The sequence below is a fragment of the Streptococcus mitis SK597 genome (assembly GCF_000148545.1).
GTDB lineage: Bacteria > Bacillota > Bacilli > Lactobacillales > Streptococcaceae > Streptococcus > Streptococcus mitis_C.
Window position 1 is genome coordinate 1 of sequence record NZ_AEDV01000089.1, and the last position, 25,825, is coordinate 25,825.

The 25,825-nt window shown below is 39.4% G+C and carries 26 protein-coding genes; 1 reads left to right on the forward strand and 25 read right to left on the reverse strand.

Features of this window, described 5'->3' with window-relative positions:
- Positions 1-71 precede the first annotated feature (71 nt).
- From nusG to pbp2a, 4 genes are read right to left on the reverse strand one after another with little or no spacing between them, the layout of a single operon-like run.
- Positions 72-608 (reverse strand): transcription termination/antitermination protein NusG, encoded by a 537-nt coding sequence (nusG, locus tag SMSK597_RS11335; RefSeq protein WP_000376740.1) that lies wholly within the window; start codon positions 606-608, stop codon positions 72-74.
- A 54-nt stretch (positions 609-662) separates the two neighbouring features.
- On the reverse strand, positions 663-839 hold the full coding sequence (gene secE / locus SMSK597_RS11340) for a preprotein translocase subunit SecE (protein WP_001210991.1): 177 nt from the start codon (positions 837-839) through the stop codon (positions 663-665).
- A 9-nt stretch (positions 840-848) separates the two neighbouring features.
- Positions 849-1,001, reverse strand: coding sequence for a 50S ribosomal protein L33 (rpmG, locus tag SMSK597_RS11345; RefSeq protein WP_001809375.1), 153 nt, complete (start codon positions 999-1,001; stop codon positions 849-851).
- Between the two features lie 52 nt (positions 1,002-1,053).
- On the reverse strand, positions 1,054-3,249 hold the full coding sequence (gene pbp2a / locus SMSK597_RS11350; protein ID WP_000762653.1) for a penicillin-binding protein PBP2A: 2,196 nt from the start codon (positions 3,247-3,249) through the stop codon (positions 1,054-1,056).
- 86 nt (positions 3,250-3,335) lie between these two features.
- Between pbp2a and SMSK597_RS11355 the strand changes: the two genes are divergently transcribed.
- A complete protein-coding gene (locus SMSK597_RS11355) occupies positions 3,336-4,211 on the forward strand; it encodes an RluA family pseudouridine synthase (protein ID WP_080551672.1) in 876 nt (291 codons plus the stop codon).
- Positions 4,212-4,279: 68 nt separating this feature from the next.
- Here SMSK597_RS11355 and gap read toward each other — a convergent pair whose 3' ends face one another.
- From gap to rnpA, 21 genes are all read right to left on the reverse strand, one after another.
- Complete coding sequence (gene gap / locus SMSK597_RS11360; protein ID WP_000260687.1) at positions 4,280-5,290, reverse strand: type I glyceraldehyde-3-phosphate dehydrogenase; 1,011 nt, start codon at positions 5,288-5,290, stop codon at positions 4,280-4,282.
- Between the two features lie 176 nt (positions 5,291-5,466).
- Complete coding sequence (locus SMSK597_RS11365) at positions 5,467-6,768, reverse strand: ABC transporter permease (RefSeq protein ID WP_176602566.1); 1,302 nt, start codon at positions 6,766-6,768, stop codon at positions 5,467-5,469.
- Positions 6,737-7,420 (reverse strand): ABC transporter ATP-binding protein, encoded by a 684-nt coding sequence (locus SMSK597_RS11370; protein WP_004238499.1) that lies wholly within the window; start codon positions 7,418-7,420, stop codon positions 6,737-6,739. The genes SMSK597_RS11365 and SMSK597_RS11370 overlap by 32 nt, the downstream gene beginning before the upstream one ends.
- 305 nt (positions 7,421-7,725) lie before the next feature.
- Positions 7,726-8,646 carry a helix-turn-helix transcriptional regulator gene (locus tag SMSK597_RS11375; protein ID WP_001033776.1) on the reverse strand — a complete coding sequence of 307 codons (921 nt, stop codon included), beginning with the start codon at positions 8,644-8,646 and terminating at the stop codon, positions 7,726-7,728.
- Between the two features lie 123 nt (positions 8,647-8,769).
- Positions 8,770-11,421 (reverse strand): bifunctional acetaldehyde-CoA/alcohol dehydrogenase, encoded by a 2,652-nt coding sequence (adhE, locus tag SMSK597_RS11380; RefSeq protein WP_000763946.1) that lies wholly within the window; start codon positions 11,419-11,421, stop codon positions 8,770-8,772.
- A gap of 299 nt (positions 11,422-11,720) precedes the next feature.
- On the reverse strand, positions 11,721-12,131 hold the full coding sequence (locus SMSK597_RS0103140; protein WP_000429318.1) for an MORN repeat-containing protein: 411 nt from the start codon (positions 12,129-12,131) through the stop codon (positions 11,721-11,723).
- The gene (locus SMSK597_RS11385) at positions 12,118-12,561 is read right to left on the reverse strand and encodes a low molecular weight protein-tyrosine-phosphatase (protein ID WP_000737442.1); all 444 of its coding nucleotides are present in this window, start codon (positions 12,559-12,561) and stop codon (positions 12,118-12,120) included. Before SMSK597_RS11385 ends, SMSK597_RS0103140 begins: the two co-directional genes overlap by 14 nt.
- 46 nt (positions 12,562-12,607) lie before the next feature.
- Entirely contained in the window at positions 12,608-12,907 is a 300-nt protein-coding gene (gene yajC, locus SMSK597_RS11390) for a preprotein translocase subunit YajC (protein ID WP_000445811.1), read from the reverse strand.
- A gap of 116 nt (positions 12,908-13,023) precedes the next feature.
- On the reverse strand, positions 13,024-15,000 hold the full coding sequence (gene tkt / locus SMSK597_RS11395; RefSeq protein WP_000067882.1) for a transketolase: 1,977 nt from the start codon (positions 14,998-15,000) through the stop codon (positions 13,024-13,026).
- 113 nt (positions 15,001-15,113) lie between these two features.
- Positions 15,114-16,205 (reverse strand): L-ascorbate 6-phosphate lactonase, encoded by a 1,092-nt coding sequence (ulaG, locus tag SMSK597_RS11400; RefSeq protein ID WP_001134227.1) that lies wholly within the window; start codon positions 16,203-16,205, stop codon positions 15,114-15,116.
- A 111-nt stretch (positions 16,206-16,316) separates the two neighbouring features.
- The gene (locus SMSK597_RS11405) at positions 16,317-17,990 is read right to left on the reverse strand and encodes a BglG family transcription antiterminator (RefSeq protein ID WP_000242090.1); all 1,674 of its coding nucleotides are present in this window, start codon (positions 17,988-17,990) and stop codon (positions 16,317-16,319) included.
- Between the two features lie 166 nt (positions 17,991-18,156).
- Positions 18,157-18,864: an L-ribulose-5-phosphate 4-epimerase gene (locus SMSK597_RS11410; RefSeq protein ID WP_004238502.1), complete on the reverse strand. Its 708-nt coding sequence runs from the start codon at positions 18,862-18,864 to the stop codon at positions 18,157-18,159.
- 1 nt (position 18,865) lies between these two features.
- Positions 18,866-19,729 (reverse strand): L-ribulose-5-phosphate 3-epimerase, encoded by an 864-nt coding sequence (locus SMSK597_RS11415; protein ID WP_000252119.1) that lies wholly within the window; start codon positions 19,727-19,729, stop codon positions 18,866-18,868.
- Positions 19,730-19,732: 3 nt separating this feature from the next.
- A complete protein-coding gene (locus SMSK597_RS11420) occupies positions 19,733-20,398 on the reverse strand; it encodes a 3-keto-L-gulonate-6-phosphate decarboxylase UlaD (protein WP_000166736.1) in 666 nt (221 codons plus the stop codon).
- Between the two features lie 16 nt (positions 20,399-20,414).
- Positions 20,415-20,900 carry a PTS sugar transporter subunit IIA gene (locus SMSK597_RS11425; protein ID WP_001050068.1) on the reverse strand — a complete coding sequence of 162 codons (486 nt, stop codon included), beginning with the start codon at positions 20,898-20,900 and terminating at the stop codon, positions 20,415-20,417.
- Positions 20,901-20,976: 76 nt separating this feature from the next.
- Positions 20,977-21,258 carry a PTS sugar transporter subunit IIB gene (locus SMSK597_RS11430; RefSeq protein WP_000241466.1) on the reverse strand — a complete coding sequence of 94 codons (282 nt, stop codon included), beginning with the start codon at positions 21,256-21,258 and terminating at the stop codon, positions 20,977-20,979.
- A gap of 22 nt (positions 21,259-21,280) precedes the next feature.
- Positions 21,281-22,738: a PTS ascorbate transporter subunit IIC gene (locus SMSK597_RS11435; RefSeq protein ID WP_000452073.1), complete on the reverse strand. Its 1,458-nt coding sequence runs from the start codon at positions 22,736-22,738 to the stop codon at positions 21,281-21,283.
- 130 nt (positions 22,739-22,868) lie between these two features.
- The gene (locus SMSK597_RS11440) at positions 22,869-23,492 is read right to left on the reverse strand and encodes a hypothetical protein (protein ID WP_000932650.1); all 624 of its coding nucleotides are present in this window, start codon (positions 23,490-23,492) and stop codon (positions 22,869-22,871) included.
- A gap of 50 nt (positions 23,493-23,542) precedes the next feature.
- Positions 23,543-24,532, reverse strand: a complete 990-nt coding sequence (jag, locus tag SMSK597_RS11445; protein ID WP_000260031.1) for an RNA-binding cell elongation regulator Jag/EloR — start codon at positions 24,530-24,532, stop codon at positions 23,543-23,545.
- A gap of 17 nt (positions 24,533-24,549) precedes the next feature.
- Positions 24,550-25,374 (reverse strand): membrane protein insertase YidC, encoded by an 825-nt coding sequence (locus SMSK597_RS11450; RefSeq protein WP_004238513.1) that lies wholly within the window; start codon positions 25,372-25,374, stop codon positions 24,550-24,552.
- Positions 25,349-25,720 (reverse strand): ribonuclease P protein component, encoded by a 372-nt coding sequence (gene rnpA, locus SMSK597_RS11455; protein WP_000739245.1) that lies wholly within the window; start codon positions 25,718-25,720, stop codon positions 25,349-25,351. The genes SMSK597_RS11450 and rnpA overlap by 26 nt, the downstream gene beginning before the upstream one ends.
- Between the last annotated feature and the right edge of the window lie 105 nt (positions 25,721-25,825).

Here is a 25,825-nt window from a genome sequence, read left to right on the forward strand (position 1 = left end):
CACATTTCCCCCATTCTGTTCCCTACACCATCTAAACTGCACAAAAAAGAGAGGTCTTGCCTCTCTTGGGGTTACAATTCTGCGATTTGGTTTAGGTTTACTTCTGCAACTGTGTCATTACCAAACATAGAGATAATCATCTTCACTTTATTGTTATCAATCTCCGTAATCTTACCGGTATAATCTGCAAAAGCTCCATCAATAATACGTACCGTTTGACCAACTTCAACATCGATATCAAACTCTTGTACAGTTTGTCCCATAGAAACCAAGATATCACGAATTTCTTGTTCCAATAATGGAGTTGGTTTTGATCTATTTCCGTGAGATCCGACGAATCCTGTAACATTTGGTGTGTTTCGAACAACAAACCAAGCTTCATCTGTCATGACCATTTCTACAAGAACATAACCTGGAAAGCGATTTTCTTCTACTTCTTTTCTCTTTCCATTTTTTTCAACTTGCACTGTTTGTGTTGGAATTTCAACGCGTAGAATATTATCCAACATATTGTAGGTTTGTGCACGTTGTAATAGATTTTCTTTTACCTTATTTTCATAACCAGAATAAGTTTGTAAAACAAACCACCCTTTATCAAAACTATCCATGATATTTCCTTTCATAAATAGAAGATTTCTAGTGTAATTAACTCCACTAGCCTTCTAAAAAATGTTAATAAATCGAATCAAACCTGAAACAATCAACTGGTCAAAAATGTAAATAATTACTACAAAGAAAGCTGTGTATTCCATAATAGAACGAAAATCTCTCCAGCTTTCCTTGCGAGTTGGCCATGTTGTGTCTTTAAGAAGTCTAAAAATATCTCCAATAAAACGCATCGCTCTCTCCTATCTCGTTTCTCTGTGTGTAGTGTACTTGCCACAATGCTTACAAAATTTATTTACTTCTAGTCGTGTAGGCTTGGGGTTTCCACTAATCTTGATTGAATAGTTTCTCGAACCACAAACCGCACAAGCTAGGCTTGCTTTTTTTAGTGCCATAACGCCTCCATCTTATCTATTATAACAAGAAAGCTAGGCTTTGACAAGCATCTTAGCGAAATAGATTGACTACCGAATCCCATATTGTTTGAGCCTTTTCCTTAATCTTCGCATCTGAGATAGCCCGGCTAGCCTCATCTACTAGACTTTGCGCACGTCCTCGAATATCAGACAAATTATCATCTGTCTGACTATTATCATTGGTTTGTACTTGTCTTTTTGTATTGGCTGGTGCAATTCCATTTTGCTTATAAGCATTTTCAACTGTAAAGGTACTTCCTGGTGTATAAGGTAAAATGGTATTTGCAATATTTCTGAAGACATGGGCTGCACCGTTTGAAGTAGATCCTGCTAGATAGTGATTTTCATCAGTGGTCGGGAAACCAAGCCAGTGACTAATCACCACATCCGGAGTATAACCAATTACCCACTGGTCACTTGTGTACTCCGGATTGAAAACAGCTTCAGTTGTTCCAGTTTTTCCTGCCATGACATAGTCTGCAGGCGATGAACTAATACCGGTTCCATTAGTGAATGTCCCCAACATCATACTAGTCATCTTGTCAGCTACAGCTTTATCAATCACCCGTTTTTGTGAATTTTTATGACTCGCAATAACCTGACCACTAGCATTTTCAATTCTACTAATAAAATGAGCTTCCGGCATTAAACCTTCATTTGCAAAGGCAGCATATGCTTGAGCCATTTGCAGAGGATTGGTTTCGACGCCACTTCCCAAGGCGACACCAAGAACACGGTCGACCTTATCCATGTTGAGTCCAAATTTTTCGCCTGCCTCAAAAGCCTTATCAAGGCCCAAATCATTAACAGTAGCAACAGCAGGTAGATTAAGCGATTCTGCCAAGGCTTGATACATGGGAACTTCTCGACTCTTTTTAATTCCTGCATAGTTATCAACCTTATAGCTGTCATACTGCATGGTATGGTTATCCAAGAGCTTATTCAAAGCCCAACCTGCTTCAACTGCTGGCGTATAAACAACTAAAGGCTTAATTGTAGAGCCAGGGCTACGTTTTGATTGAGTTGCATAGTTGAAATTCCGGAATCCAGTTTTATCATTGTCAGCAACTTGACCGACAACTCCACGAACTCCTCCTGTTTTCGGTTCGAGAGTGACACTTCCTGATTGAGCAAATGTTCCATCCTCTGCCCTCGGAAATAGCGCTGTATTTTCATAGACAACCTGCATATTTGCTTGGTAGTTTTGGTCCAGCTCTGTGTAAATGCGGTAGCCATTATTTACGATTTCTTCCTCTGTTAGATTATACTTAGAAACAGCTTCATTAACCACCGCATCAAAGTAAGAAGGATAGCGGTAATCTGAGATTTTTCCTTCATACTGATCGTGCAATTGCGAAGTCATATCAACTTCTGCAGCTTCGGTTTCTTGGTTTTTATCAATGTAACCCGCTGCAACCATATTTTGTAAGACAGTGTCGCGACGATTAGTCGAATCTTGTACGGAATTCAAAGGATTATACAGTTCCGGCCCTTTGAGCATCCCTGCCAGAGTCGCAGCTTGATCCAGAGTCACTTCTGACGCAGAAACTCCAAAGTATTTCTTACTCGCATCTTCTACACCCCACACACCATTTCCAAAATAAGCATTGTTAAGGTACATGGTTAGGATCTGATCCTTACTATATTTTTTAGTCAATTCTAAAGCCAAGAAAAATTCTTTCGCTTTTCTCTCAACAGTTTGATCCTGTGACAAATAGGCGTTTTTAGCCAACTGTTGGGTAATAGTAGAGCCACCACCTGAACGACCAGCAGTGACAATAGCCAAGAAGAAACGACCATAGTTAATCCCGTCATTTTTATAAAAAGAACGGTCTTCTGTCGCAATAACGGCATTCTGCAAATTTTTACTGATATCAGTCAATTCAACATAAGTTCCTTTTTGACCGGACAAGGCACCAGCCTCCTTTTCTTCACGGTCAAAAATGAGAGTTCGAGTTTTCAAGGCATTTTGCAAATCATTGACATTGGTTGACTTGGCTACAGCAAACAAATAGGTTCCAACTAGCAAGCTTGCACTCAAACCTAGTATAAGGACAATCTTTGTTAGATGATAGCGACGCCAGAATTTTCGAATTGGACCTACTTGGGCTAATTTTTTTCGATCACTACGAGAGCGACGTAAGCTAGTAGAATCAGAGTCCTCTAATTTACTTGTTTCTTTTTTAAAAAGAGAAAGAAATTTCTCGAATAATTTATCTAATTTCATGCGTTTATTTTATCATCTTCATCATAGGAAGACAAGAATTTAGCTATTTCCTATCAAAATAGGACTTTTTTTGTTACAATATCTGTATGAAATTCACATTTACATTACCCGCCTCTTTACCTCCAATGACGGTTAAGCAATTACTAGAGGAGCAACTCCTCATCCCTAGAAAAATCCGTCATTTTTTGAGAATCAAGAAACACATTTTGATTAATCAGCGAGAAGTTCATTGGAACGAGATGGTAAATCCTGGAGATGTTTGCCAATTGACTTTTGACGAAGAAGATTATCCCGAAAAAGAAATTCCTTGGGGCAACCCAAACCTCATTCAGGAAGTTTATCAAGATCAACACTTGATTATTGTCAACAAACCAGAGGGGATGAAAACACATGGTAATCAGCCAAACGAAATCGCCCTTCTTAACCATGTCAGTGCCTATGTTGGCCAAACCTGCTATGTCGTTCATCGTCTGGACATGGAAACCAGTGGTTTAGTTCTCTTTGCCAAAAATCCTTTTATCCTGCCCATTCTCAATCGCTTATTGGAGAAAAAAGAGATTTCTAGAGAATATTGGGCACTCGTTGACGGAAATATCAGCAGCAAAGAACTTGTTTTCAAAGACAAAATCGGACGTGATCGCCATGATCGCAGAAAACGAGTAGTTGATACAAAAAATGGGCAATATGCTGAAACACATGTAAGCAGATTAAAGCAATTCCCAAACAAAACTTCCTTGGTTCGTTGCAAGCTAAAGACAGGGCGAACCCATCAGATTCGTGTGCACCTTTCGCATCATAATCTTCCTATCCTGGGTGACCCTCTCTATAATAGTAAATCAAAAACAAGTCGGCTTATGCTCCACGCCTTTCGACTGTCCTTTACCCATCCGCTTACTCTAGAGAAATTAAGCTTCAATGCACTTTCAGATACTTTCGAAAGAGAATTAAAAAAGAATGGATGATTCCGTCATCCATTTTTCCATATAAGAAAAGCAAGACCACGAGGCCTTGCTTTTTATCGACTCAAGAATTATTTAGCGATTTTTGCGAAGTATTCAAGAGTACGAACAAGTTGTGCAGTGTATGACATTTCGTTGTCGTACCATGATACAACTTTAACCAATTGTTTACCGTCAACGTCAAGAACTTTAGTTTGAGTTGCGTCAAACAATGAACCGTAAGACATACCTACGATATCTGAAGATACGATTGGATCTTCTGTGTAACCGTATGATTCGTTTGAAGCTGCTTTCATAGCTGCGTTCACTTCATCAACAGTAACGTTCTTTTCAAGAACTGCTACCAATTCAGTAACTGATCCAGTTGGAGTTGGAACGCGTTGTGCAGATCCATCAAGTTTACCGTTCAATTCAGGGATAACCAAACCGATAGCTTTTGCAGCACCAGTTGAGTTAGGAACGATGTTTGCAGCACCAGCGCGAGCACGGCGAAGGTCACCACCACGGTGTGGTCCGTCAAGGATCATTTGGTCACCAGTGTAAGCGTGGATAGTAGTCATCAATCCTTCTACAACACCAAAGTTATCTTGAAGAGCTTTAGCCATAGGAGCCAAGCAGTTTGTAGTACATGAAGCACCTGAGATAACTGTTTCAGTACCGTCAAGAACGTCGTGGTTAGTGTTGAATACAACTGTTTTAACGTCGTTTCCACCAGGAGCAGTGATAACAACTTTTTTAGCTCCACCAGCGTGCAAGTGTTTTTCAGCAGCTGCTTTCTTAGCAAAGAAACCAGTAGCTTCCAGAACGATTTCTACACCGTCGTTAGCCCAGTCGATTTGTTCTGGATCACGTTCAGCAGAAACTTTGATGAATTTACCGTTAACTTCAAATCCACCTTCTCTAACTTCAACAGTACCGTCGAAACGACCTTGAGTTGTGTCGTATTTCAACAAGTGTGCAAGCATAACTGGATCTGTAAGGTCGTTGATACGAGTAACTTCAACACCTTCTACGTTTTGGATACGACGGAAAGCAAGACGACCGATACGTCCGAAACCGTTAATACCAACTTTAACTACCATTAGTGATTTCCTCCTTATGAAAATCATGAAATTTTTATTGTGAAAAGAGTAACTTGAATCACTACAAATCACCTTTCAACAAACCTATTATATAACTATTTAAGTTTAATTGCAAGTACGGGCATTGTTTTTCTATGTTAGTTTCTTTTTAAAACTGTAAATCAAGGAATCCCTTACTATTCATATCGTAGCGATTCTACAGGATCCATTTTACTAATTTTACGCGCTGGGAAGTAGGCTGATACATAGCCAAGCAAGAGAGCGAAAACTAGAGTTCCTAAAACAGATAACAAATTTAATTCAAAAACCTTAGTGATGGATGGGTAAAAGTGACTTACAATTGCATTCGCCAAACTTCCCACCCCTTGTGCTACCAAAAAGGCCAGTAGCAAGGCGATTCCTACAATCCAGATAGCCTCGTAAATAAAAATTCCTTTGACATCACGATTTTGATAACCAACTGCCTTCATGACGCCTATTTCCTTAGAACGTTGCATGATATTGATGTAAATGATGATACCAATCATGACCGCTGCTACCACAATAGCTTGTGATGAAAGTACAATCAACAATCCCTGAATGACACGAATAAAAGTAATCACAATATCAAGAACCTTCTGTTGAGAAAGAACAGTATACTTCTTGTTTTTCTGCAATTCTTCTGTTATCGCTTTTGTTTGTGATGGATCTTTGAGTTCCAAGATAAAATAAGATACAGCTTTTGTAAATCCAGCTTCTTTCAAAATCGTTTCCATTTGATGAGACGGCATGAAACTGTTGCTGTCCTCCATGTCATCTTCATCATTGATTACACGTACAATCTTCGTTTGAAATTGAGCAGTCTTGCTAGCTTCAGCAGCATTTTCTACAATGCTGGCTGAAACTGATTTGCCAATAAGATCAGTAGCTGTCAGATTGTTTCCTGTCTGTTCATTCCAATTTTTTAGTAAACTGCTTGGAATCGTTAATCCCTGTTCATTTGTATCAGTATAGAGGGATCCAGCCAACACTTTGTCCGTCTCATTACTACTAACAGAGATACTTGTATCCTCATAGAGACTCACTACTTGAGCATAAGAAGGCATCGTTTGACTCAGATCCATTTCTTGCCCATCTATAGTCATATTTGACATGGTCATCCCAAAAGGACTCTCCAAATATTTAATAGCTTCTTTCCCAACTGTATCCGTGATATAGTTCTTATCATCTTGGTTCAAAAAGCCTCGTCCAACATTTTTTGTGTTTAAAGCAATCTGAACTTGAGAAGGAATTTGACCTCCATTCGTATTTTCATCAATCATCGAAATCAAAGCATTTCCCAAGCCGAAAGAAATTAAGACTCCTACAAAACCGATTGAGGTTGCTAGCGCAATCAATAGGTTACGCCACTTTCTTTCCATAAAGTTATTTAAAGAAAGTTTGAATTTATTTTTCAATGATAATCCTTTATTTTTTGACTTCTTCAACGACTTCACCATCCTTCATTTTGATAATCACATCTGCATATTCGGCAACCTCTGGATTATGGGTTACAATCAATACTGTTTTCCCTGTTTGGGCTAAATTTTTAAATACTTCCAATACCATTTCTTGGGATTGAGAATCCAGCGAACCCGTTGGTTCATCTGCCACAATCATATCAGGCTGATTTACCAAGGCACGCGCGATTGCTACACGTTGCTTTTGCCCGCCAGAAAGCTGTTTAACATTTTTAGAAATAAAAGGCTCCATGCCCAAGTTACTTAATTGCTCCTTTGCAATCATTGTCATCTCCCTGTCAGATAAATCTTTGACATAGAGAGGTAGCTTGACATTGTCCAAGACAGACTGATGAGGAATGAGGTTAAAGTTTTGAAACACAAATCCAATCTTATCTTTACGAAATTGAGTTAGTTCAATCTCTGATAAGTCACGGAGTGATTCCCCTTTAAACTCTAAATCTCCTTCATATTGTCTATCTAAACCGCTGATGATGTTTAGTAGACTGGTTTTGCCACAGCCTGACGGCCCGTAAATCGCTGTAATTTTACCTTTTGCAATCTGCAGGTTTATATTTCTTAGAGCCTGCTCTTGATGTTTACCGTCCAAAGTGTAAAACTTTGAAATATTTTTAATGGATAAAATGGACATTCTTTCCCCCTTATTTAAAACCGTTATCGTCATACATCGTACTGATAGAAAATCCTTCAAGTTGATTGACCCTATAGGCCTACTACTTAGAATTTTCTCTCTATTGCCGAGTTTGCTTCTGGATGTATAGCAAGTAATACTCTTCGAAAATCAAATTCAAACCACGTCAACGTCGCCTTGCCGTACTCAAGTACAGCCTGCGGCTAGTTTCCTAGTTTGCTCTTTGATTTTCATTGAGTATAAAATTCATTTTAACAAAAAAGCGACATTTCCCCAATGACAGAAATGTCACTCCTATAAATCATTTAGCAATACCTTTCTAAGTCTTCACTCCATTCCTTATCTAAACTAACAATTAACTGCTCATTACCAAACATCCTCGCCATCATTTTTGCTTCTTCATACTTTTGTTTTGCCGTATCATAATCAGTCTGAAGATAATATTTCCACTCCACCATCAAGACAATCGGTTGCTTTTGAAAATCTCGTGTTTTTTCAGAAACCCAATTAAGTTTTTCCACAGCTAACTTAAATAACTCTAAGTCATTCAATAATTCACAACTTCCCAGCCCTGCAAATAATACATCACGAACAAGAAATAAATCATCTGTACCGCTATTTTCTACGTTATTACACACTTTTTGAAACATTAATTGAAGTTTCTGCTGTTCGCTAATAGATAACTGTCCTTTTTTTATATTTTCTAAATAACTACACAAAAAATACAATCTAATTTTTAAAAGGTCTGAAAAGGAAAATTCTCTTTGATTCCATAGTTCCTCAAAAGATTCATCTAAAAGTGCTATTCCATACTGTTCATTATCCGTCGCTCTCACTTCATCTATTGCTTGAAGACAATCCACTATCATCTTCTCATCACGTGGCAAATCATCATAAAAATTCTCAAAAATCTCATCGAAATATTCTTCCTTTTGTTCCTGCAACTCCTTGTCTCCATAGTCAGGATGATGTAAAAGAAAGTACTTTAATTCTTGGTAGCGTTTAGGCAATTCCTTATAATCTGGCATCAAGACATAGGACGGAATTTCTAATCGTTCTGCAATATATTCTAGTGTTTTTATCGTCGGGCGAAATTCTCCTTTTTCTATCCGCACCAGCTGACGGACTGATAATTCAGACTCATCCCCGCAAAAAACTGGACGACTAAGTCCTTTCTCCTCTCTTAAAAGTCGCACTTTATCCCCTAACTCATTTATCTTGTTCATTCGCCCCTCGCATGATTATTAAAGATTTGATTTTCAAATAAATATATGCGATGATTATACCATTTTTCAAATAGAATTACAAAAAAAGAGACAGGATTTCTCCTGCCTCTAGGCTGATAACAATTATTTACGGCGTCCTGGTCTTTCTTTGTAGCCATAGTAAGAATCTTCGATGATTTCTTGCATATGGTCAACCATTGGAAGACGTGGGTTAGCTGGTGAACATTGGTCTTCGTAAGCAAGGAAGGCCAATTCACGAGAATGTTCTTTCCATTCTTTTTCATCGATTCCTTGTGCCTTGAAGTTCATTTGGATACCTACGCGCTCACCAAGTTCGTAGACAGCTTTTGCGTAAGATTCAACCCCTTCTTCTGGTGTAGAAGCTGGAAGGCCAAGCATGCGTGCGATATCTTGGTATTTTTCATCTGCACGGTAGTAGTTGTACTTAGGCCATGTTGCTGTCTTAGCTGGACGTGTACCGTTGTAGCGAATGACATATGGAAGCAAGATAGCATTTGTACGACCGTGGATTGTGTGGAATTGCGCACCAATCTTATGGGCCATTGAGTGAGAAATACCTAGGAAGGCATTAGCAAAGGCCATACCAGCGATTGTTGAAGCATTATGCATTTTCTCACGTGAGTGGAAGTCTGCATTCTTAACTGAGCTTTCAAGGTTTTCGAATACAAGTTTGATGGCTTGAAGTGCAAGACCGTCAGTGTAGTCGCTAGCCATTTGTGATACGTAAGCTTCAGTCGCGTGAGTCAATACGTCCATACCAGTATCCGCAGCAACAAATCCAGGAACTGTCAATACCAAAGCAGGGTCTACGATTGCCACAGTTGGTGTCAATGAGTAGTCGGCGATTGGGTATTTACGGTTATTTGCTTTATCAGAGATAACGGCAAATGGTGTTACTTCAGATCCTGTACCAGATGTAGTTGGAATCGCGATGAATTTAGTCTTCTTACCAAGCAATGGGAACTTGAAGGCACGTTTACGGATATCCATGAATTTTTGAACAAGGTCACGGAAGTCCACTTCTGGTTGTTCATAGAAGAGCCACATTACTTTAGCAGCATCCATTGGAGATCCACCACCGAGAGCGACAATTGTATCTGGTTTGAAGGCACGCATAATCTCAGTACCACGATTTACAGTTGTGATATCTGGATCTGGTTCCACATCAGCAAAGATTTGGTAAACAACCTTATTGCGACGAAGATCAAGTTGTTCGATGATACGATCAAGGAAACCAAGCTCTACCATGGCATGGTCAGTAACGATCATGACACGTTCAACGTCACGACATTTTTGAAGGTATTGAATTGAATCACGTTCAAAGTATGTTTTTGAAGGAAGTTTCATCCATTGCATGTTATTTCTCCGTCTTCCGACTTTTTTGATGTTCAAGAGGTTAATGGCACTAACGTTATCCCCAACTGAGTTGCGTCCGTAAGAACCACATCCAAGTGTCAATGATGGCAAGAAGGCATTGTAAACGTCCCCGATACCACCGAAAGTAGAAGGTGAGTTACAGATAACACGAATAGCTTTAACAGCTTTACCAAATTCTTTAGTCAATTCTTCGTCAGCTGTGTGGATAGCTGCTGAGTGTCCAAGACCGTTAAATTCAACCATTTGACGAGCCTTAGTAATACCATCTTCACGGCTTTCAGATTTCAAAACTGCGATAACTGGTGACAATTTTTCACGAGTCAATGGCTCATTTTCACCAACTTCTTTACATTCTGCAGCAAGAATGTTTGTTCCTTCTGGAACTGTAAATCCTGCTTGTTCTGCAATCCAAGTTGCTGGTTTACCAACGATGTCAGCGTTCAATTTTGCACCAGCACAGTTTTTGCTGTTTGCTTTGACGCCGAAGCAGAACTCTTCAAGAAGAGCTTTTTCTTTTTTGTTTACAAAGTAAGTGTGGTAAGATTTGAACTCTGCTACAAATTCATCGTAAATTTCTTTATCAATGATAACTGCTTGTTCAGATGCACAGACCATACCGTTATCAAATGATTTAGACATGACGATATCGTGTGCTGCTTGACGGATGTTAGCTGATTTTTCAACATAAGCTGGAACATTTCCGGCACCTACCCCAAGAGCTGGTTTACCACATGAGTACGCAGCCTTCACCATTGCGTTACCACCTGTTGCAAGGATTGTCGCAACACCTTCGTGGTTCATAAGAGCACTAGTTGCTTCCATAGATGGTTCAGTGATCCACTGTACGCAGTTTTCAGGAGCTCCAGCTGCGATAGCTGCATCGCGAACGATACGAGCTGCATGAGCAGATGATTCTTGTGCTGATGGATGGAAAGCAAAGACGATTGGGTTACGTGTCTTCAATGAAATCAATGATTTGAAGATTGCTGTTGATGTTGGGTTTGTTGTTGGAGTGATACCACAAACAACGCCAACTGGTTCAGCGATAAGAGTCAAACCTGTTACATCGTCTTCTTCGATAACGCCAACTGTTTTAGTGTGGCGCATGTTGTTTACTACGTGTTCACAAGCAAACAAGTTCTTAGTTGCTTTGTCTTCAAATACACCACGTCCTGTTTCTTCATAGGCATGTAAAGCCAATTCTCCGTGGGCATCCAAAGCTGCTACTGATGCTTTGGCTACAATGTAATCAACTTGCTCTTGATCCAACTTACGCATTTCTTCAAGGGCAACGAGAGCTTTTTGCACCAACCCATCGACATGCTTTTCAGCAGCGAGTTTCTTTTCCTCTGGTGTCATAGTTTTTTTATCAGCCATATTTTCCTCCATAGCTTTCAAGGATTCAATCCTTTGTTAATTTTTTCACAAGTTTATTATAACGCATTATTTCAACTTTGTAAACAGTTTCATAAACATTTCACAAAGAATTTTTAGCACCTTGTGAAATGTTTGTTATTATCTTTGCTTATTAGCCTTTTTCTTTAAAGTTTGTGAAATTTATTTCAAATATTTTTTTATTTCACAAACTTGCTTGGAAGAGGGACTTGGAAAGAAAGGGATTTGCAGGTAAGCGCTTACTTAAACATTCTAACAATACCTCCTTTGATAAGGAGGCTTTATTTTTGTTGAAAAACGCCTTGTTTAAAAGTCCCTTCATAAACGACTTCTTGTTCTGTTGTTAGTTTCCCTTTTCCTTCAGCTTGACCATTTACAAAATCCCCTTCGTAGGTCCAGCCTTCTTTAGATTGAAAGGTACCTTTTCCGTTGAAGGCTCCATTGTTGAAGCCACCTGTATATTGGTCTCCATTTTGGAAGGTGATGGTACCTTGTCCATTCATTTTACCACGGACAAGACTGCCATCGTAAACAATATTTCCATTATCGAGTTTTAAGACACCTTTTCCGGGAATATTTAGAAAAAAGACGAGTACAGCACAAAAAACAATCGTAACTACTGCCAAAAGCTCTAAACGTGGACGAGTCAGATAGACACGATACTTCTCGTAAAAATTCTTAAGATTTTCCACCTTCACTCTCCTTTTCTAAACGTTCTAGCCAAGCTTGACAGCCCTCTTGAACACGTCGATAGGTTTCTTCAAAATCTCCTGTATACCAAGGATCTGGAACACTTTCAGATGCGAATGAGTAAATCTTATCTTGACAGTCTGCTGGACACATCTGACGTAAGTCAGAAACATTTGAAGCATCCATTCCGATAATATAATCAAAGGATTCAAAATCTTCCTTACTAATCTGAAGCGATGTCTTGCCTTTTTCATAAGGAATCTCATACTCTTGAAAAATCCCTTGAGTTCCCTTATGAATCGGATTGCCATGTTCCCAAGAGGAAGTCGCTCGACTTTGGATTTCATAATTATCTGTCATTGATTTCATAACAAACTCGGCCATAGGGCTACGGCAAATATTTCCCAGACAGACAAAGACTAGTTTTTTCATCCCATTTCCTTTCTTTTACAGAAAAACGGGAGTTCGTGATCCCGCCTTATTTTTCAATTGCGCCTTCGAGTGAAGCTGTTTCTTTCAGCGGCAATACTGTCTTGATAGCAGCTAGTTCAAAAGTCAAGTAAACTCCATCTACATCAAGAACAATCGTTCTCTTCTCAGTATCTACTTCATCGACTGTTCCATAAAGTCCACCGATTGTAATCACTTCATAGCCTTTTTGCAGTTTATTTAAGCTTTCCATACGCTTTTGTGCTTGTTTCTTTTGAGAGCGTTGCGTAAAGAACATCAAGCCCACCATAGCCACAAGAATGATTAAAAATGTATATTGTGATTCCATTATATTCTCCTTTGTCTTTTACATAGGACTACTATATCAAATTTCAGCTACTTTTACAAGATTGTACCTTGCTTTTCTAGTAAGAAAAACCAGAGCTTGCGCCCTGATTTTTAGGATTATTTCAAGTTTTGAACAACTTTTACAAGGTTTTCTACAGTAAAGCCATATTCTGCCAATACTTTTGGTGCTGGGGCAGAGGCTCCGAAGGTATCAATACCTAGAACGGCACCATCAAGACCAACATATTTGTACCAGTTTTGAGTTGCACCCATTTCGACTGCAACACGACGGCGGACTGCATTTGGAAGAATTTCTTCCTTGTATGCTGCATCTTGTTTATCAAAGACATCTGTAGATGGCATGCTGACTACGCGGACTTTTGCACCTTGACTAGCCAATTCTTTGGCAGCTGAGACAGCTAGATTAACCTCTGAACCTGTCGCAATCAAGATGGTATCAAAGTCTGCTGCAGTTTCATAAACAACATAGGCACCTTTTGCAACCTTGTCAAAGTCTGTTCCTTCTTCGACAGTCAAGTTTTGACGTGTCAAGACAAGGGCAGTTGGGGTTTTCTCACTTGTCACGGCAAGGTACCAAGCTGCTTGAGTTTCACGCGCATCTGCTGGACGGAAAACATTTAGATTTGGCATGGCACGAAGACCTGCTAAGTGCTCAACGGGTTCGTGCGTTGGGCCATCTTCCCCTACCGCAATAGAATCGTGGGTAAAGACATAAGTCACAGGAAGACCTTGCAAGGCTGACAAACGGACAGCTGCCTTCACATAGTCAGAGAAGACGAAGAAAGTACCACCGTATACACGAAGTCCACCGTGAAGAGCCATCCCGTTCAAGATCGTTCCCATTGCAAATTCACGAACACCAAACTGAATATTACGGTTCAAGCGATTAGCATCGTCTTGAAGTCCATCAGTCTTGATATAAGTCATGTTTGAGTGAGCAAGGTCAGCTGATCCACCCAAGAAAGTTGGCAACTTAGCAGCTACAACATTCAAGGCATCTTGGCTCGAGTTACGAGTTGCTTGAGAGAAGCCATTTTCTAAGGCTGGGAAGTCTGCTGGAGTCACGTCAACTGGATCATGTCCATCGATGATAGCTTCTACTTCTGCAGCCAATTCTGGATGAGCTTCTTTATAGTCAGCAACTAGTTTTGTCCAAGCTTGATAAGCTGATGCGCCACGGTCTGAAACATGTTCTTTGAAATCAGCATATACTTGATCTGGAATTTCAAATGGTTCGTAGTCCCAACCAAGGGCTTGACGAGTTGCTGCAGTTTCATCTGCTCCAAGAGGGGCACCGTGTACAGCATTAGTTCCTTGTTTGTTTGGAGAACCGTATCCAATAACCGTCTTCACTTCAATCAAAGATGGTTTACCTGAAGCTTTAGCTGTTTCGATAGCAGCATGGATTGCTTCCAAGTCTGTTCCATCTTCAACCAAGGCTGTATGCCAACCGTAGGCATTATAACGGTCACGAACACTTTCTGTAAAGGAATCCTTTGTCTCACCATCTAAGTTGATGTCATTTGAATCATAAAGAACAACCAATTTATCAAGTTTTTGCAAACCTGCGTATGAAGCCGCCTCGCTTGAGACACCTTCCATCAAGTCTCCGTCTCCACAGATAACATAAGTATAGTGGTCAAAGATATTGTAGCCTTCGCGATTGTATTTGGCTGCCAAGAAACGTTCTGCTTGGGCAAAACCAGTAGCAGTTGAGATTCCTTGTCCTAGAGGTCCAGTAGTAGCATCAATCCCTGCTGTATGACCAAATTCTGGGTGGCCTGGTGTTTTAGAACCCCATTGGCGGAAGCTCTTGATTTCATCCATACTGACATCTTCAAAGCCAGAGAGGTGAAGAAGGGCATACAGGAGCATTGAACCATGACCAGCTGAAAGAATAAAGCGGTCGCGGTTAATCCAGTTTGGTTGAGCTGGATTGATACGAAGTTGTTTTGTAAAGAGGCTGTAAGCCATCGGAGCTGCTCCCATAACCACACCTGGGTGACCTGAGTTGGCTTTATTAATGGCGTCAATACCTAGGAAACGAATTGCATTAACAGATAGATTTGACATAGAATTTCCTTTCTATTTGAGGTGATTATTGGATCACACATTCTATTCTACTATTATATGAAAATTATCCGTATCATGCAACATACGGATAACCTCCAAAGAATATTTTTATATTATAGCAAAGCTTTAAATTGAATGTTAGAGTCTTGTTCAAAACAATCATCAAAACCACGTGGATGATGGTATTCTACTAAGTGTTGATCTTGAGGATAAGTGTACTTACCGCCAACTTCCCAGATAAATGGATGGAAATCGTATTGCAAGCGATCTTTTCTCATTTTCCAAAGTTCTAGAATCTCATTAGTAGAAGCCATGAAGTTAGACCAGATATCATAGTGAACTGGGATAATGACTTTGGTACGCAGATTTTCTGCCATACGAAGAAGGTCGATAGATGTCATTTTATCTTGGATACCTACTGGGTTTTCACCATAGTTATTCAAAACAACATCAATTTTAAAGTCTTTACCATGTTTTGCAAAATAGTTTGAGAAGTGAGAATCTGCACCATGATAGATGGTTCCACCTGGTGTTTCAAAGATATAGTTAACAGCCTTTTGAGCCATTTCTTCATCTGTAACAGCTAAGCCAGCAAGTTCACCGCCTGTCTCATCAGCACCGTTCACTGGAAGAGTTACCAAGCAAGTACGGTCAAATGATTCTACTGCATGAATCTTCATATCTTTTAATTCGATAGTGTCACCTGGCTTCACAACGATGATACGTTCTTTTGGAACACCCCATCCTTCCCAGATTCGTCCACAGTGGTAAGGACCGATAAACTTAACATGCTCTAACTTAGGATTGTTGAGAATTGCTGCAGCTGTGTATGGGTCGATATGATCACTGTGGAAATGTGAAACTAAGTAATAGTCTAGTTCGTTGATAGCAAATGGATCGATAACCATTGGCTGAACACGCAAGTTTGGTTGCAACTTACGAACACCTGCCATATTTGCCATTTGGTGCCCACGAACCATATCTTTCACTTTTTTGGTTGATTTTCCACGGTTTGACCAAAGGTCCATGACAACGTTAGCACCACCTGGTGTCTTAATCCAAGTACCACAATTGCCTAACCACCACATGGCAAAGTTGCCTTCAGGTACGACTTCTTCTTCGATTTCTTCGTTCAACCATGTTCCCCACTCTGGGAAAGTAGCTAAAATCCATGACTCTCTTGTAATTTCTTTGACGTTTGGCATATGCTGCCTCCTTTGGATATAATTGTTATCTTTGAGATTAGTATACCACCCTTCAAAACACTAAAAAAGACCAAGAAAAACACAGGTTTGTGTTCATCATTGGACTGTCCTTCAAATATCTTCCAAAAAAGCTTGAACTACTATTTCTTGATTTATAAGTGTTTGAACCTCTTCTTGGAACTTACTAGCCAACTTGCTGTCTACAATATAAGAAGAAATAAGACTAGAAAGATTTTCACTGAAACTTTTGCTCTCATTACGAAATATATTGTGTTTAAGATAGTCTAGCATTTTCAAAATATCTTCTGCTTCAAGGATAGGATTAACCCTTAAAATCGGAAATCTGCTATCCAAATCATCATTAGTAGTAATCACTACATCAACTTGTGCAATATCTTCCACACTCTTAAATTGTTCTGTTGTAAATACAGTGCCAATTTGCTCATTTGGAAAATAAAGTTTGCATTGTTTCAGCAAAAGTCTCGAAACCGCAACACCTTCATCACAAACGAGATAAACTTTTTTCATATTTTTTTGAGACGATGGTGTATACTTTAAAAATCCTCCAATATGAATCGTCAAATAGGCAATATCATCGTCTGTTAGCCGAATAAACCATGCTCCTTCTAAAATTTCCGCAGATTTTCTAGTGACTAAAAATAATTCTCCATACTTGGATCGAATTTGTTTTGTTAGAGGATTTTTAGAAAAAATACCGTAAGTCTTTCTAAATAACAAGGCTTTACAGTGGATCATCAAATTTCTTAACAAATCATCCTTGTTCTCAATCTCCATTCGGATTTGTGATTCAAAATACCAGATAAATTCTTCTAAAGCAAGTTTTAATTGCCGAAAATCATCACTTTCTGCATGAATATCCAAATCTTTACGATAGGAGAGGAGAAGAACAGCTACAAGAGAAACTTCAAGTTCTGACAAAGAAATTTTAAACTTTTGAAACAACCGCTCTCCTAATTTCTTAGATACCTGATACTCTATTCTTTTTCTTATCAAAGAAAATTCTTTCTCTATATCCTGATGTCTTTCTTGATACTGTTCAACATTATAACAGCTTAACAGCAAATAAGGTAGAACCTGCAACATAAAAGTTACTTCATGATGGTTTATTTTCTTCCCTAAATCTTGTTCAACTAAAGGAACCTGTTCCTTAAAAAATTGGTTCATTTCAACAGAAAGCAAACACTCATCATCTAACCTCTCTTTCATCTTATCTTCTAAAATAGATACAAAAGTGGCATTCTCTTCCATAAAAATATGATATAGAAGCGATTGAAGATACTGAATTTTATTAAGAGGGTGGGCATGAAGGTGGTATCCCTGTGACTTGCTCACTTGCAAGGTCACCTGATATTGTTCCAAAGTTAGTTGATAACGAATACTATTCAAATCATTGAGAACAGTATTCCTAGATACCTCTGTTAACTCCATCAATTTTTCAATCGTAATACGTTCTTTAGAAATACCTATCCATAGTAACATTATCATCATACGTTCATGAGCACTCATGATATAATCGTACGAATCTACTTCCGATAATAGTTCACAACAAGCATCTCTCTGCTCTTCCGTTAAGTGAATACCAATTCGTGGAATACTAATGATGTGAAGCGCCTCGTCACCCAGAGCAGCATTGATTTTGTCAATGTGATAATAAATTTTCCTTCTTGACTCTTTCAAATCTTTCGAAATCGCCATAATCGTTTTGGACGTTTCTTGATCCATCAAATATTGAAGCAAATCACAACTTGCCTTATCCAGTACCATATTTCATACTCCTCTATCAATCAACTGCCTTGAAAACAACTTTATAATAGTATCACATTCACTAACGCATTTCAATTATCAACAGTAGTCTCTTAATAACGAATACTTACAATTACAAAAGCGAGGCTTGGATCGAAAGGTCCTAGCCTCTTTTCAATTCAATTTCTTATTTCTTTTGACCATAATAAGCATTTGGTCCATGCTTACGTTGGTAGTGTTTTTCTAGAATGTACTGGGGAGCAGGTTCAACTCTTGGATTGATTTGTTCTGTAAAGCGATTCATCTTTGATACTTCCTCTAGTACGACAGAGTGATAAACAGCATTCTCTGGATTTTTGCCCCAGGTGAATGGACCGTGATTGCGTACAACAATTCCTGGTACTTCAACCGGGTTAAGTCCGCGACGTTCAAACTCTTCTACGATAACCAGGCCAGTATCTTTTTCATAGGCCACTTCTACTTCGTCCTTGGTCAAACTACGGGCGCAAGGGATTGAACCGTAGAAATAGTCTGCATGGGTTGTTCCGTAGAAAGGAATATCACGACCTGCCTGAGCCCAACCAACAGCTTCTGTCGAATGAGTGTGGACTACACTACCAATTTCTGACCAAGCCTTATATAACTGCACATGAGTTGGAAGATCAGAAGATGGTCTTAAATCTCCTTCTAGAACTTGGCCATCCAAGTCCGTCACCACCATGTTTTCAGGTGTCAATTCGTCATAATCCACGCCTGATGGTTTGATAACAATGACACCGAGTTCGCGATTGACTTCCGATACATTTCCCCAGGTAAATTTAACAAGTCCATGTTTTGGTAATGATTGATTGGCATTACAGACTCGTTTACGCATATCGTTTATTACTTGATTCATCTTACATCAAACCTGCTTTCTTAATTAGTGGGTAGAGAAAAGCTTGGGCCTCTTGAATGGCTGCGCGGGTTTCTTCTACAGTTTCACAATTTTCAGACCACATTTCGATTAGGAAAGGTCCATTATAATTGGTTTGTTTTAAAATATCGAAAGCTTCTTCCCATTTGACACAACCTTGCCCAAAAGGTACATCTCGGAACTGGCCCTTTGAATTTTCTGTCACTGCATAAGTATCCTTGAGATGGAGAGCTGCGATGGCATGATGCCCAAGATAAAATTCACTGTAGACATCATTATGCCATGCAGACACATTACCAATATCTGGATATACAAAAAGGTAGGGAGAGTCAATATCCTTTTCTACAGCCAAGTATTTTTCGATACTATTGATAAAAGGATCATCCATAATTTCAATAGCAAGTACCACCTGAGCTTCTTCAGCCCAGTCACAGGCTTTTCTCAAATTTTTGATAAAACGTTGGCGTGTCTGGGGTGACTTTTCCTCATAGTAAACATCGTAACCAGCTAGTTGAATCGTACGAACTCCCAAATCTTGAGCTAATTCGATACATTTTTTCATGAGTTCTAGAGATTTTTCCTCTAGAACTGGATCACTTGATCCCAATGGGTAGCGACGATGGCCTGAAAAACAAATAGAAGGAATACGAACACCAGTTTCATAGATTGCTTTGACAACTTCCAAGCGTTCTTCCTTACTCCAGTCAAGTCTTGCTAAACGCTCGTCACGTTCGTCAATAGACATCTCGACAAAATCAAAGCCTAACTCCTTTGCAAAATTTAAACGTTCTAGCCAAGTAAAGTGTATCGGGGTTGCCTTTTCATAAATTCCAATTGGACGTACCATGGTTTACCCCCAAATTCGTTTAATTTCATCCTTGAAGGCACGCGCTGCTCCTGCTGGATCCGCAGCCTCTGTAATTCCACGACCTGCGATAAAGGTAAAGACATCAACATCTTCAAAGAGTTTGAGAGTATCTACATCTAGACCACCTGTTACAGATACACGGAAGCCCATGTCAATGAGTTTTTTAACCTTATTAAGGTCTTTTTCACCCCAAGTTTCACCAGCAAGAAGAGCATCACGAGATTGGTGATAAATAGCTTGTGAGATACCTGCATCTAGCCAAAGCTGAGCTTGTTCAAAAGTCCAATCGCCATAAAGCTCGATCTGGATTTCGCCTCGTTCTCCTCGTTCAGTCTTGATAGCCTTTAAAGCTGCTTCCATAGTAGGGATGGTTGCACAACAGATACAAGTCATCCAGTCTGCTCCACGAACCGCATTATTTTTAGCAACTGTTCCACCAGCATCAGCACATTTTGTGTCTGCCACAATAATCTTATCTGGGAAAAGACTACGCAAGACTTCAACCAGCTCACTTCCAACTTGAAGCAAGCAAACAGTTCCAGCTTCGATAATATCTACTTCCTGACCAACAGAAACAGCTGCTTTAATCGCTCCTTGCAAGTCTGAATGGTCTAATGCAACTTGTAAATTAGGTATTCTTTTTGTCATCTCTTTATTCCTCTTTCTAACTTTCCAAATCCAATCCTTCGAGATAAGGGCTATCCTTAGATTCTTCAATCATAGCCAAGACATCTTCTTTAGTCTGGCAAGCCTGTAAACGTGCAATAGAATCTTCTAATTCAAACAGGGCAATGATTTGTGGAATGGCTACACTTGTGTGAATTTTCGAGCTTGTTGCTGCTAGTGCCAACAAAACAGATACCTCTTTCCCATCTGAAAATACAACAGGATTTTGTAAGGTAATCAATGAAAAAGCATCACTTTGCACACCAGCTTCAGGTCTAGCGTGGGGCATAGCCATACCTGGCATCAAGATATAGTAAGGGCCATACTCTTCAGTCGATTCAATGATAGCATCGTAATACTCTGGCAAAATTGCCCCACTTTCAATCAAGGGGTCTACTGCTACCTTGACTGCTTCTTTCCAATCGTAAGCCTCTAAACCTAGTCGGATCGAGTCATTGTCAATTAAAGATTGTTTTAAATTCATATCTGCCTCCTTTATTTAAAGAGGGAGAAGGACAGAAACGATAACTCTCAGTTTCTGTCCAGCCCCCTCCAACCTTTTACTGTAGTGCTTGACTGAGTTTTTCAGTGATTTCTTTATCATCCATCAAGTTGTCAAGCCCAATTAACTTCCCATTAGTTCGCCCTTCCAATTCTTGAATCAAATGAAGAGAAGCGATTACGATGTCATATCCTGCTGCTAAACCTTTAGCTTCACCGACACTGCATGAATTGACTGTAAAATCTGTTTGATTAAGCTTACGGAGAGCATTTTCAACCTTCATCTTGATAACCATTGATGAACCCATTCCATTTCCGCACGCTGCTAATACTTTAACCATTTTATTTCTCCTTTTCTAGATACTAAGCTTCTTCTTGAACTTCACCGTTGTAATATTTCTCTTTATCTTTTGCTTTGGCAAATTGAAGTTGAGGAATAACAAGCAAGAAGAGACACACAAGTACATAACCAACAATACCAAGGTATTTGAAGATATATCCAAATCCAAGCCATGGGAATTCAAAGTCGATATTTCCATGGTAACCACCATAAGATGCTAAATCAAGAAGAGCTACACAGAGAGCTCCTAAAGCAACTTGGAGAACACCTGAGATGAAGGATAGGATAACAGCCGCTTTCCATCCGCCGCGTTTATCAGCGTAGACCGCAATGGCTGCATTGTCAAAGAACACTGGTACAAATCCTGTAATAATAAGAATCGGATTTTTAAAGACGATGAGCAAGACAATTGTGATCAATTGACCAATCAAACCAAAGGCAAATCCAGACAAGACAGCGTTTGGAGATCCAAATCCATAAGAAGCTGCAACGTCAACCGCTGGGAATGAACCTGGCAACAATTTGTTTGAAATACCTTGGAAGGCGTTTGTCAACTCAGATACGAACATGCGGACACCTTGCATCAAAACGAACAAGTAAACTGAGAAGGTAAAGGCTGTTTGAATAATGTACATAAAGAAATCTTGTTTAGCAGGATTGAATAGAGTTCCTGAAGTGATGACTTCTTTATTAGACATAATGTCTGGACCCAAGATTAAAAGAATGGCTCCGAAGAATACGAGCATCAAGGTAGCAGATGCAACAACTGTATCGTGGAAGATTGAGAGGAACTTAGGTAATTTAAGATTGTCTAAACTTTCTTCTTTCTTACCAAAGCGTCCTGCTATTTTATCTACAAACCAGATTGCAAATTGCTGTTGGTGACCAATCGCAAATCCGCCACCACCAGTCAAGCGTTGAGTTGCTTCAACAGTCATATTTGAACTAACTGCCCAGTAAAGTCCACAAATGATACCGATTGCCGCTGTACCATAAGCATTGCGCAATTGTGGGACTAAGAATAGAACCATAAGAGATACGGTTGCAGCTTGTTGTACCATGATGTGCCCAGTAATAAAGAGGGTTCTTACCTTCGTAATCTTGCGAAGAGCTACAAGCAAGATATTTATTCCAAAACCAATCAATAGAGCTGTAGTTGCAGTCCCGACAAAATCTGGAAACTCTGCTGCAATTTTGTTGTTTGCTGCAGCCAGTCCAAAGTAAGGGTCGATAACCGCTGCACCAATTTGGAATTTGTAGTTAAGGGCTGCTAAGATCGGACGGAAGGTTGTAACCAAACCACCTGCACCCACATTGAGCAACATATACCCTACTGTTGCTTTAACAAACCCTGAGAAAACGTCGTGGGCAGGTTTTTTCAAAAGTGCGTATCCTATCAACACCAATAAACCTACGAAAAATGCGGGATTCTGCAAAATATTGCTAGAAAACCAATTTAGAACACTTGAAATGACTTCCATAATTGTTCTCCTTTTGAATTGTTTTTGTAGGTTTATTATATAATTTGAAAGCGTAAACAAAAAGACCAAGAATTACACAGCGGACTGTTCACTCTTGGACTGTATGATTTATGATATTTTAATGATTAGTTTAGTTTCTCGTAGCTAGATAAAATGGAAGAATTTTATCATAAGATTTCAGTAGGGCTTCTACGATTTCTTCTTCAGATGAATTCTCTGTTATAGGGACATCTATTTTAACTAACACTTTTCGGACTTCCTGATTGGATAGTTTATTTCTTAAAATTTGACGATTTTCTTCGTTCGCCTCCCATCTTTGACATTGACCATCTGAGTAGGCTAGATAATAAATTCCTTTAACGGTTGGAATTTCTAAAACCTTGGCCTGTTTGCCTAGAGTTTGCTCATCCTTCTTGCGCTCGATGAAACTGACTTCTAGTGAGACTCCAAAATCAGAAGAGCTTCCATACAAACGAAGAGCCATCATAGGTTCTGTCACTTGTCCGTCTCTCTGTAGATAAACCCAAAAATGTGGTCGTAAACGTTGCGCCTGATTCATCCACTGGCTAGTCTGTTGAAGTTGCCATTCTGGATGGCTTGCTTGAAAGGCTTTAGCCAGTTCTGTAAAAGCCTTTCGTGCCTCTTGACCTTTGTGGCGCAATTCCAGCATCTTCTCTCGCTCATCTCCAGACTTATCCGGATTACGATACTGCAAACCAGCAAAGTCTAGATAGTCTCTTATCTTATTCAACATTAATTTAATCTCCTCTAGCTAGCAAAAAATCAGGAGAACCCTGATTTTACTTATTCTGTATCTACGACAACATAACGATTTGGCTCATCACCCTCAGAGTAACTGGTCACGCCATCCATACGTGAAATAATACGATGAATAATCTTGCGTTCGCTATTCGACATTGGATCTGTCTGATGACTGCGCCCTTCTTCTAAAACACGAGTCGCCAATTTTTGCGCATAGGTCTGCAAGACTTCTGCACGGTGTTCAACATAATCATTGACATTAATAGTGATATAGAAGGTTCTTGAATAGCGGTTGTAAAGATAATTTTGAGCCAACAGTTGCAAGGCCTTCAAGACTTTACCATGGTAGCCGATAATACGACCTGGTTCGTTGGTGTCAATTTGTAAATTGATGCTACGACGGTTATAGTCATTTGAAAGTGTAGCTTCAACATCCATGTCATCAATAATCGTTTGAACATAAGTCGTTACTTCCGTAGCTACTTGTTCAATATCAAAGCTCGGTTCAACTTTCAAGCCCAAGTCTTCTAGTTCTTGACTTTCAGTTTGCTCAGTTTGGCTTTCAATAATAGGCGTTTCTACTTCTCCTTCGAGAGCAGTTTCTTCAAGTTGTAATTCATTTAAAATCTCAATATGCCCAGTTTCTTCTAAGATAGTGCTGGCATGTCTTTCATGTTTTAAGATTTCAGCCTTGACTTCATCAGAAATACCTTGACCTTCCTCTTCAATCTTTTTAATTGCCTCTACAACATGACCCAAATCAACCGTTGCTTCACTGACTGTTTTAACAGGCTCATTCAAATCATTGATTTGTTTTGGAACTCCCTTTACAGCTTGTTGGTTTGCTTTTACAACTGTCGTTTCACTAATAGCTTCAATATCAACTTGGGCTGGTTTTTTACCAAATAAACCAAGAAATCCATTTTTTTCGCGAGAAATGACTTTGATGTGAGCCTTCATTCTTGGAATATCTAACTCTTTCAATCCTTTCTGGATTGCTTCTTCAACAGTTGAACCTGTAAATACTACCATTACCAGATCCCTCCTTATTATTTCGTTTTCTGAGCCTTTTTCTTGGCTTTTCTTTTTCTATTTTCCAAATCTTTCTGTGCCTGAACTACCGCCTCGCGCTCTGCAATAATCTTGAATGGATTGTTCAAGAAATAGGTTTGCAAGACTTGATAAGCATTGGACACTGCCCAGTAGAGCGCTACTCCGCTCGGAGCATAAACCCCAAAGATAAAAATCAAGACTGGAATCCCGTACATCATCGCAGTCGTAGCACCATTACGCTCAGACAAGGCTTTGTTGGACAACCAAGTACTTAAAAAAGTAAATACTGCTGCTAAAATCGGAAGAACAAGGGTTGTATCCACACCACCAAGGTTAATCCATAAGAAATGACCCGTCTTTAAAAAGTCAACTCTCGATAGAGCTTGGAACAAGGCCAAGATAACCGGCATCTGAATCAAAATCGGCCAAAGAGAATCTGACTGTCTGACACCCATTTCTTTAAAGACTTTACGCATTTCTTGCTCTAGCTTGGTTCTGCTTTCCATATCTCGACCTGGATATTGTTCTCTAAGCGCCTTAATGCGTGGTTGAGCTTCCTGCATTTTTCTGGAAGCTACCATTTGCACCTGAAATACAGGCAAAAGCAGTGTACGAATCAAGACCGTAAAGAGAATAATCCCCACTCCGATACTGATATTAAACGATAAAAAGCGAATAATTTCTGCAAAGGAGTAAACAAATTTACTCCAAAAATCAGCCGAATTGGCTGTAATATCGCTAGTTGTCCCATTAGTCGCACAAGCTGTCATGATTAATAGAGACAGTCCTAGCAAACTAGTCAACTGTAGTTTCTTTTTCACTCCCATTTCCTTCCTGGTAAATCTTTGATAATTTTAATACGTGGAGTAGATTTTTCTCCATCTCTGCGTATCCCAAGGTTTCGACTCCTTTTCGAGCAATGACAACAAAGTCGACATCTTCTACCAGACTCCCTTTTGCATTCTGGATAATATGTCGAATTCGTCGCTTAATTTGATTTCTAGTGACGGCATTCCCCAGTTTTTTGCTAACTGATAGACCTACTCGAAAATGGTTTTTCTGGTTTTCTAATTGGTAGACAACAAATTTGCGATTAGCAAAACTTGTTCCCTCCTTGAAAATCGCCTTAAAATCTTTCTCTCTTTTCACACGAAAGTTTTTCTTCAAAACTCAACTCCATCTATTAAATTACTACTATTATACCATATTTTTCAAAAAAGCCAATCATAGCAAGGTTTGGGACAATTTCATCAGAAAAAGAAGCTGGAAAAA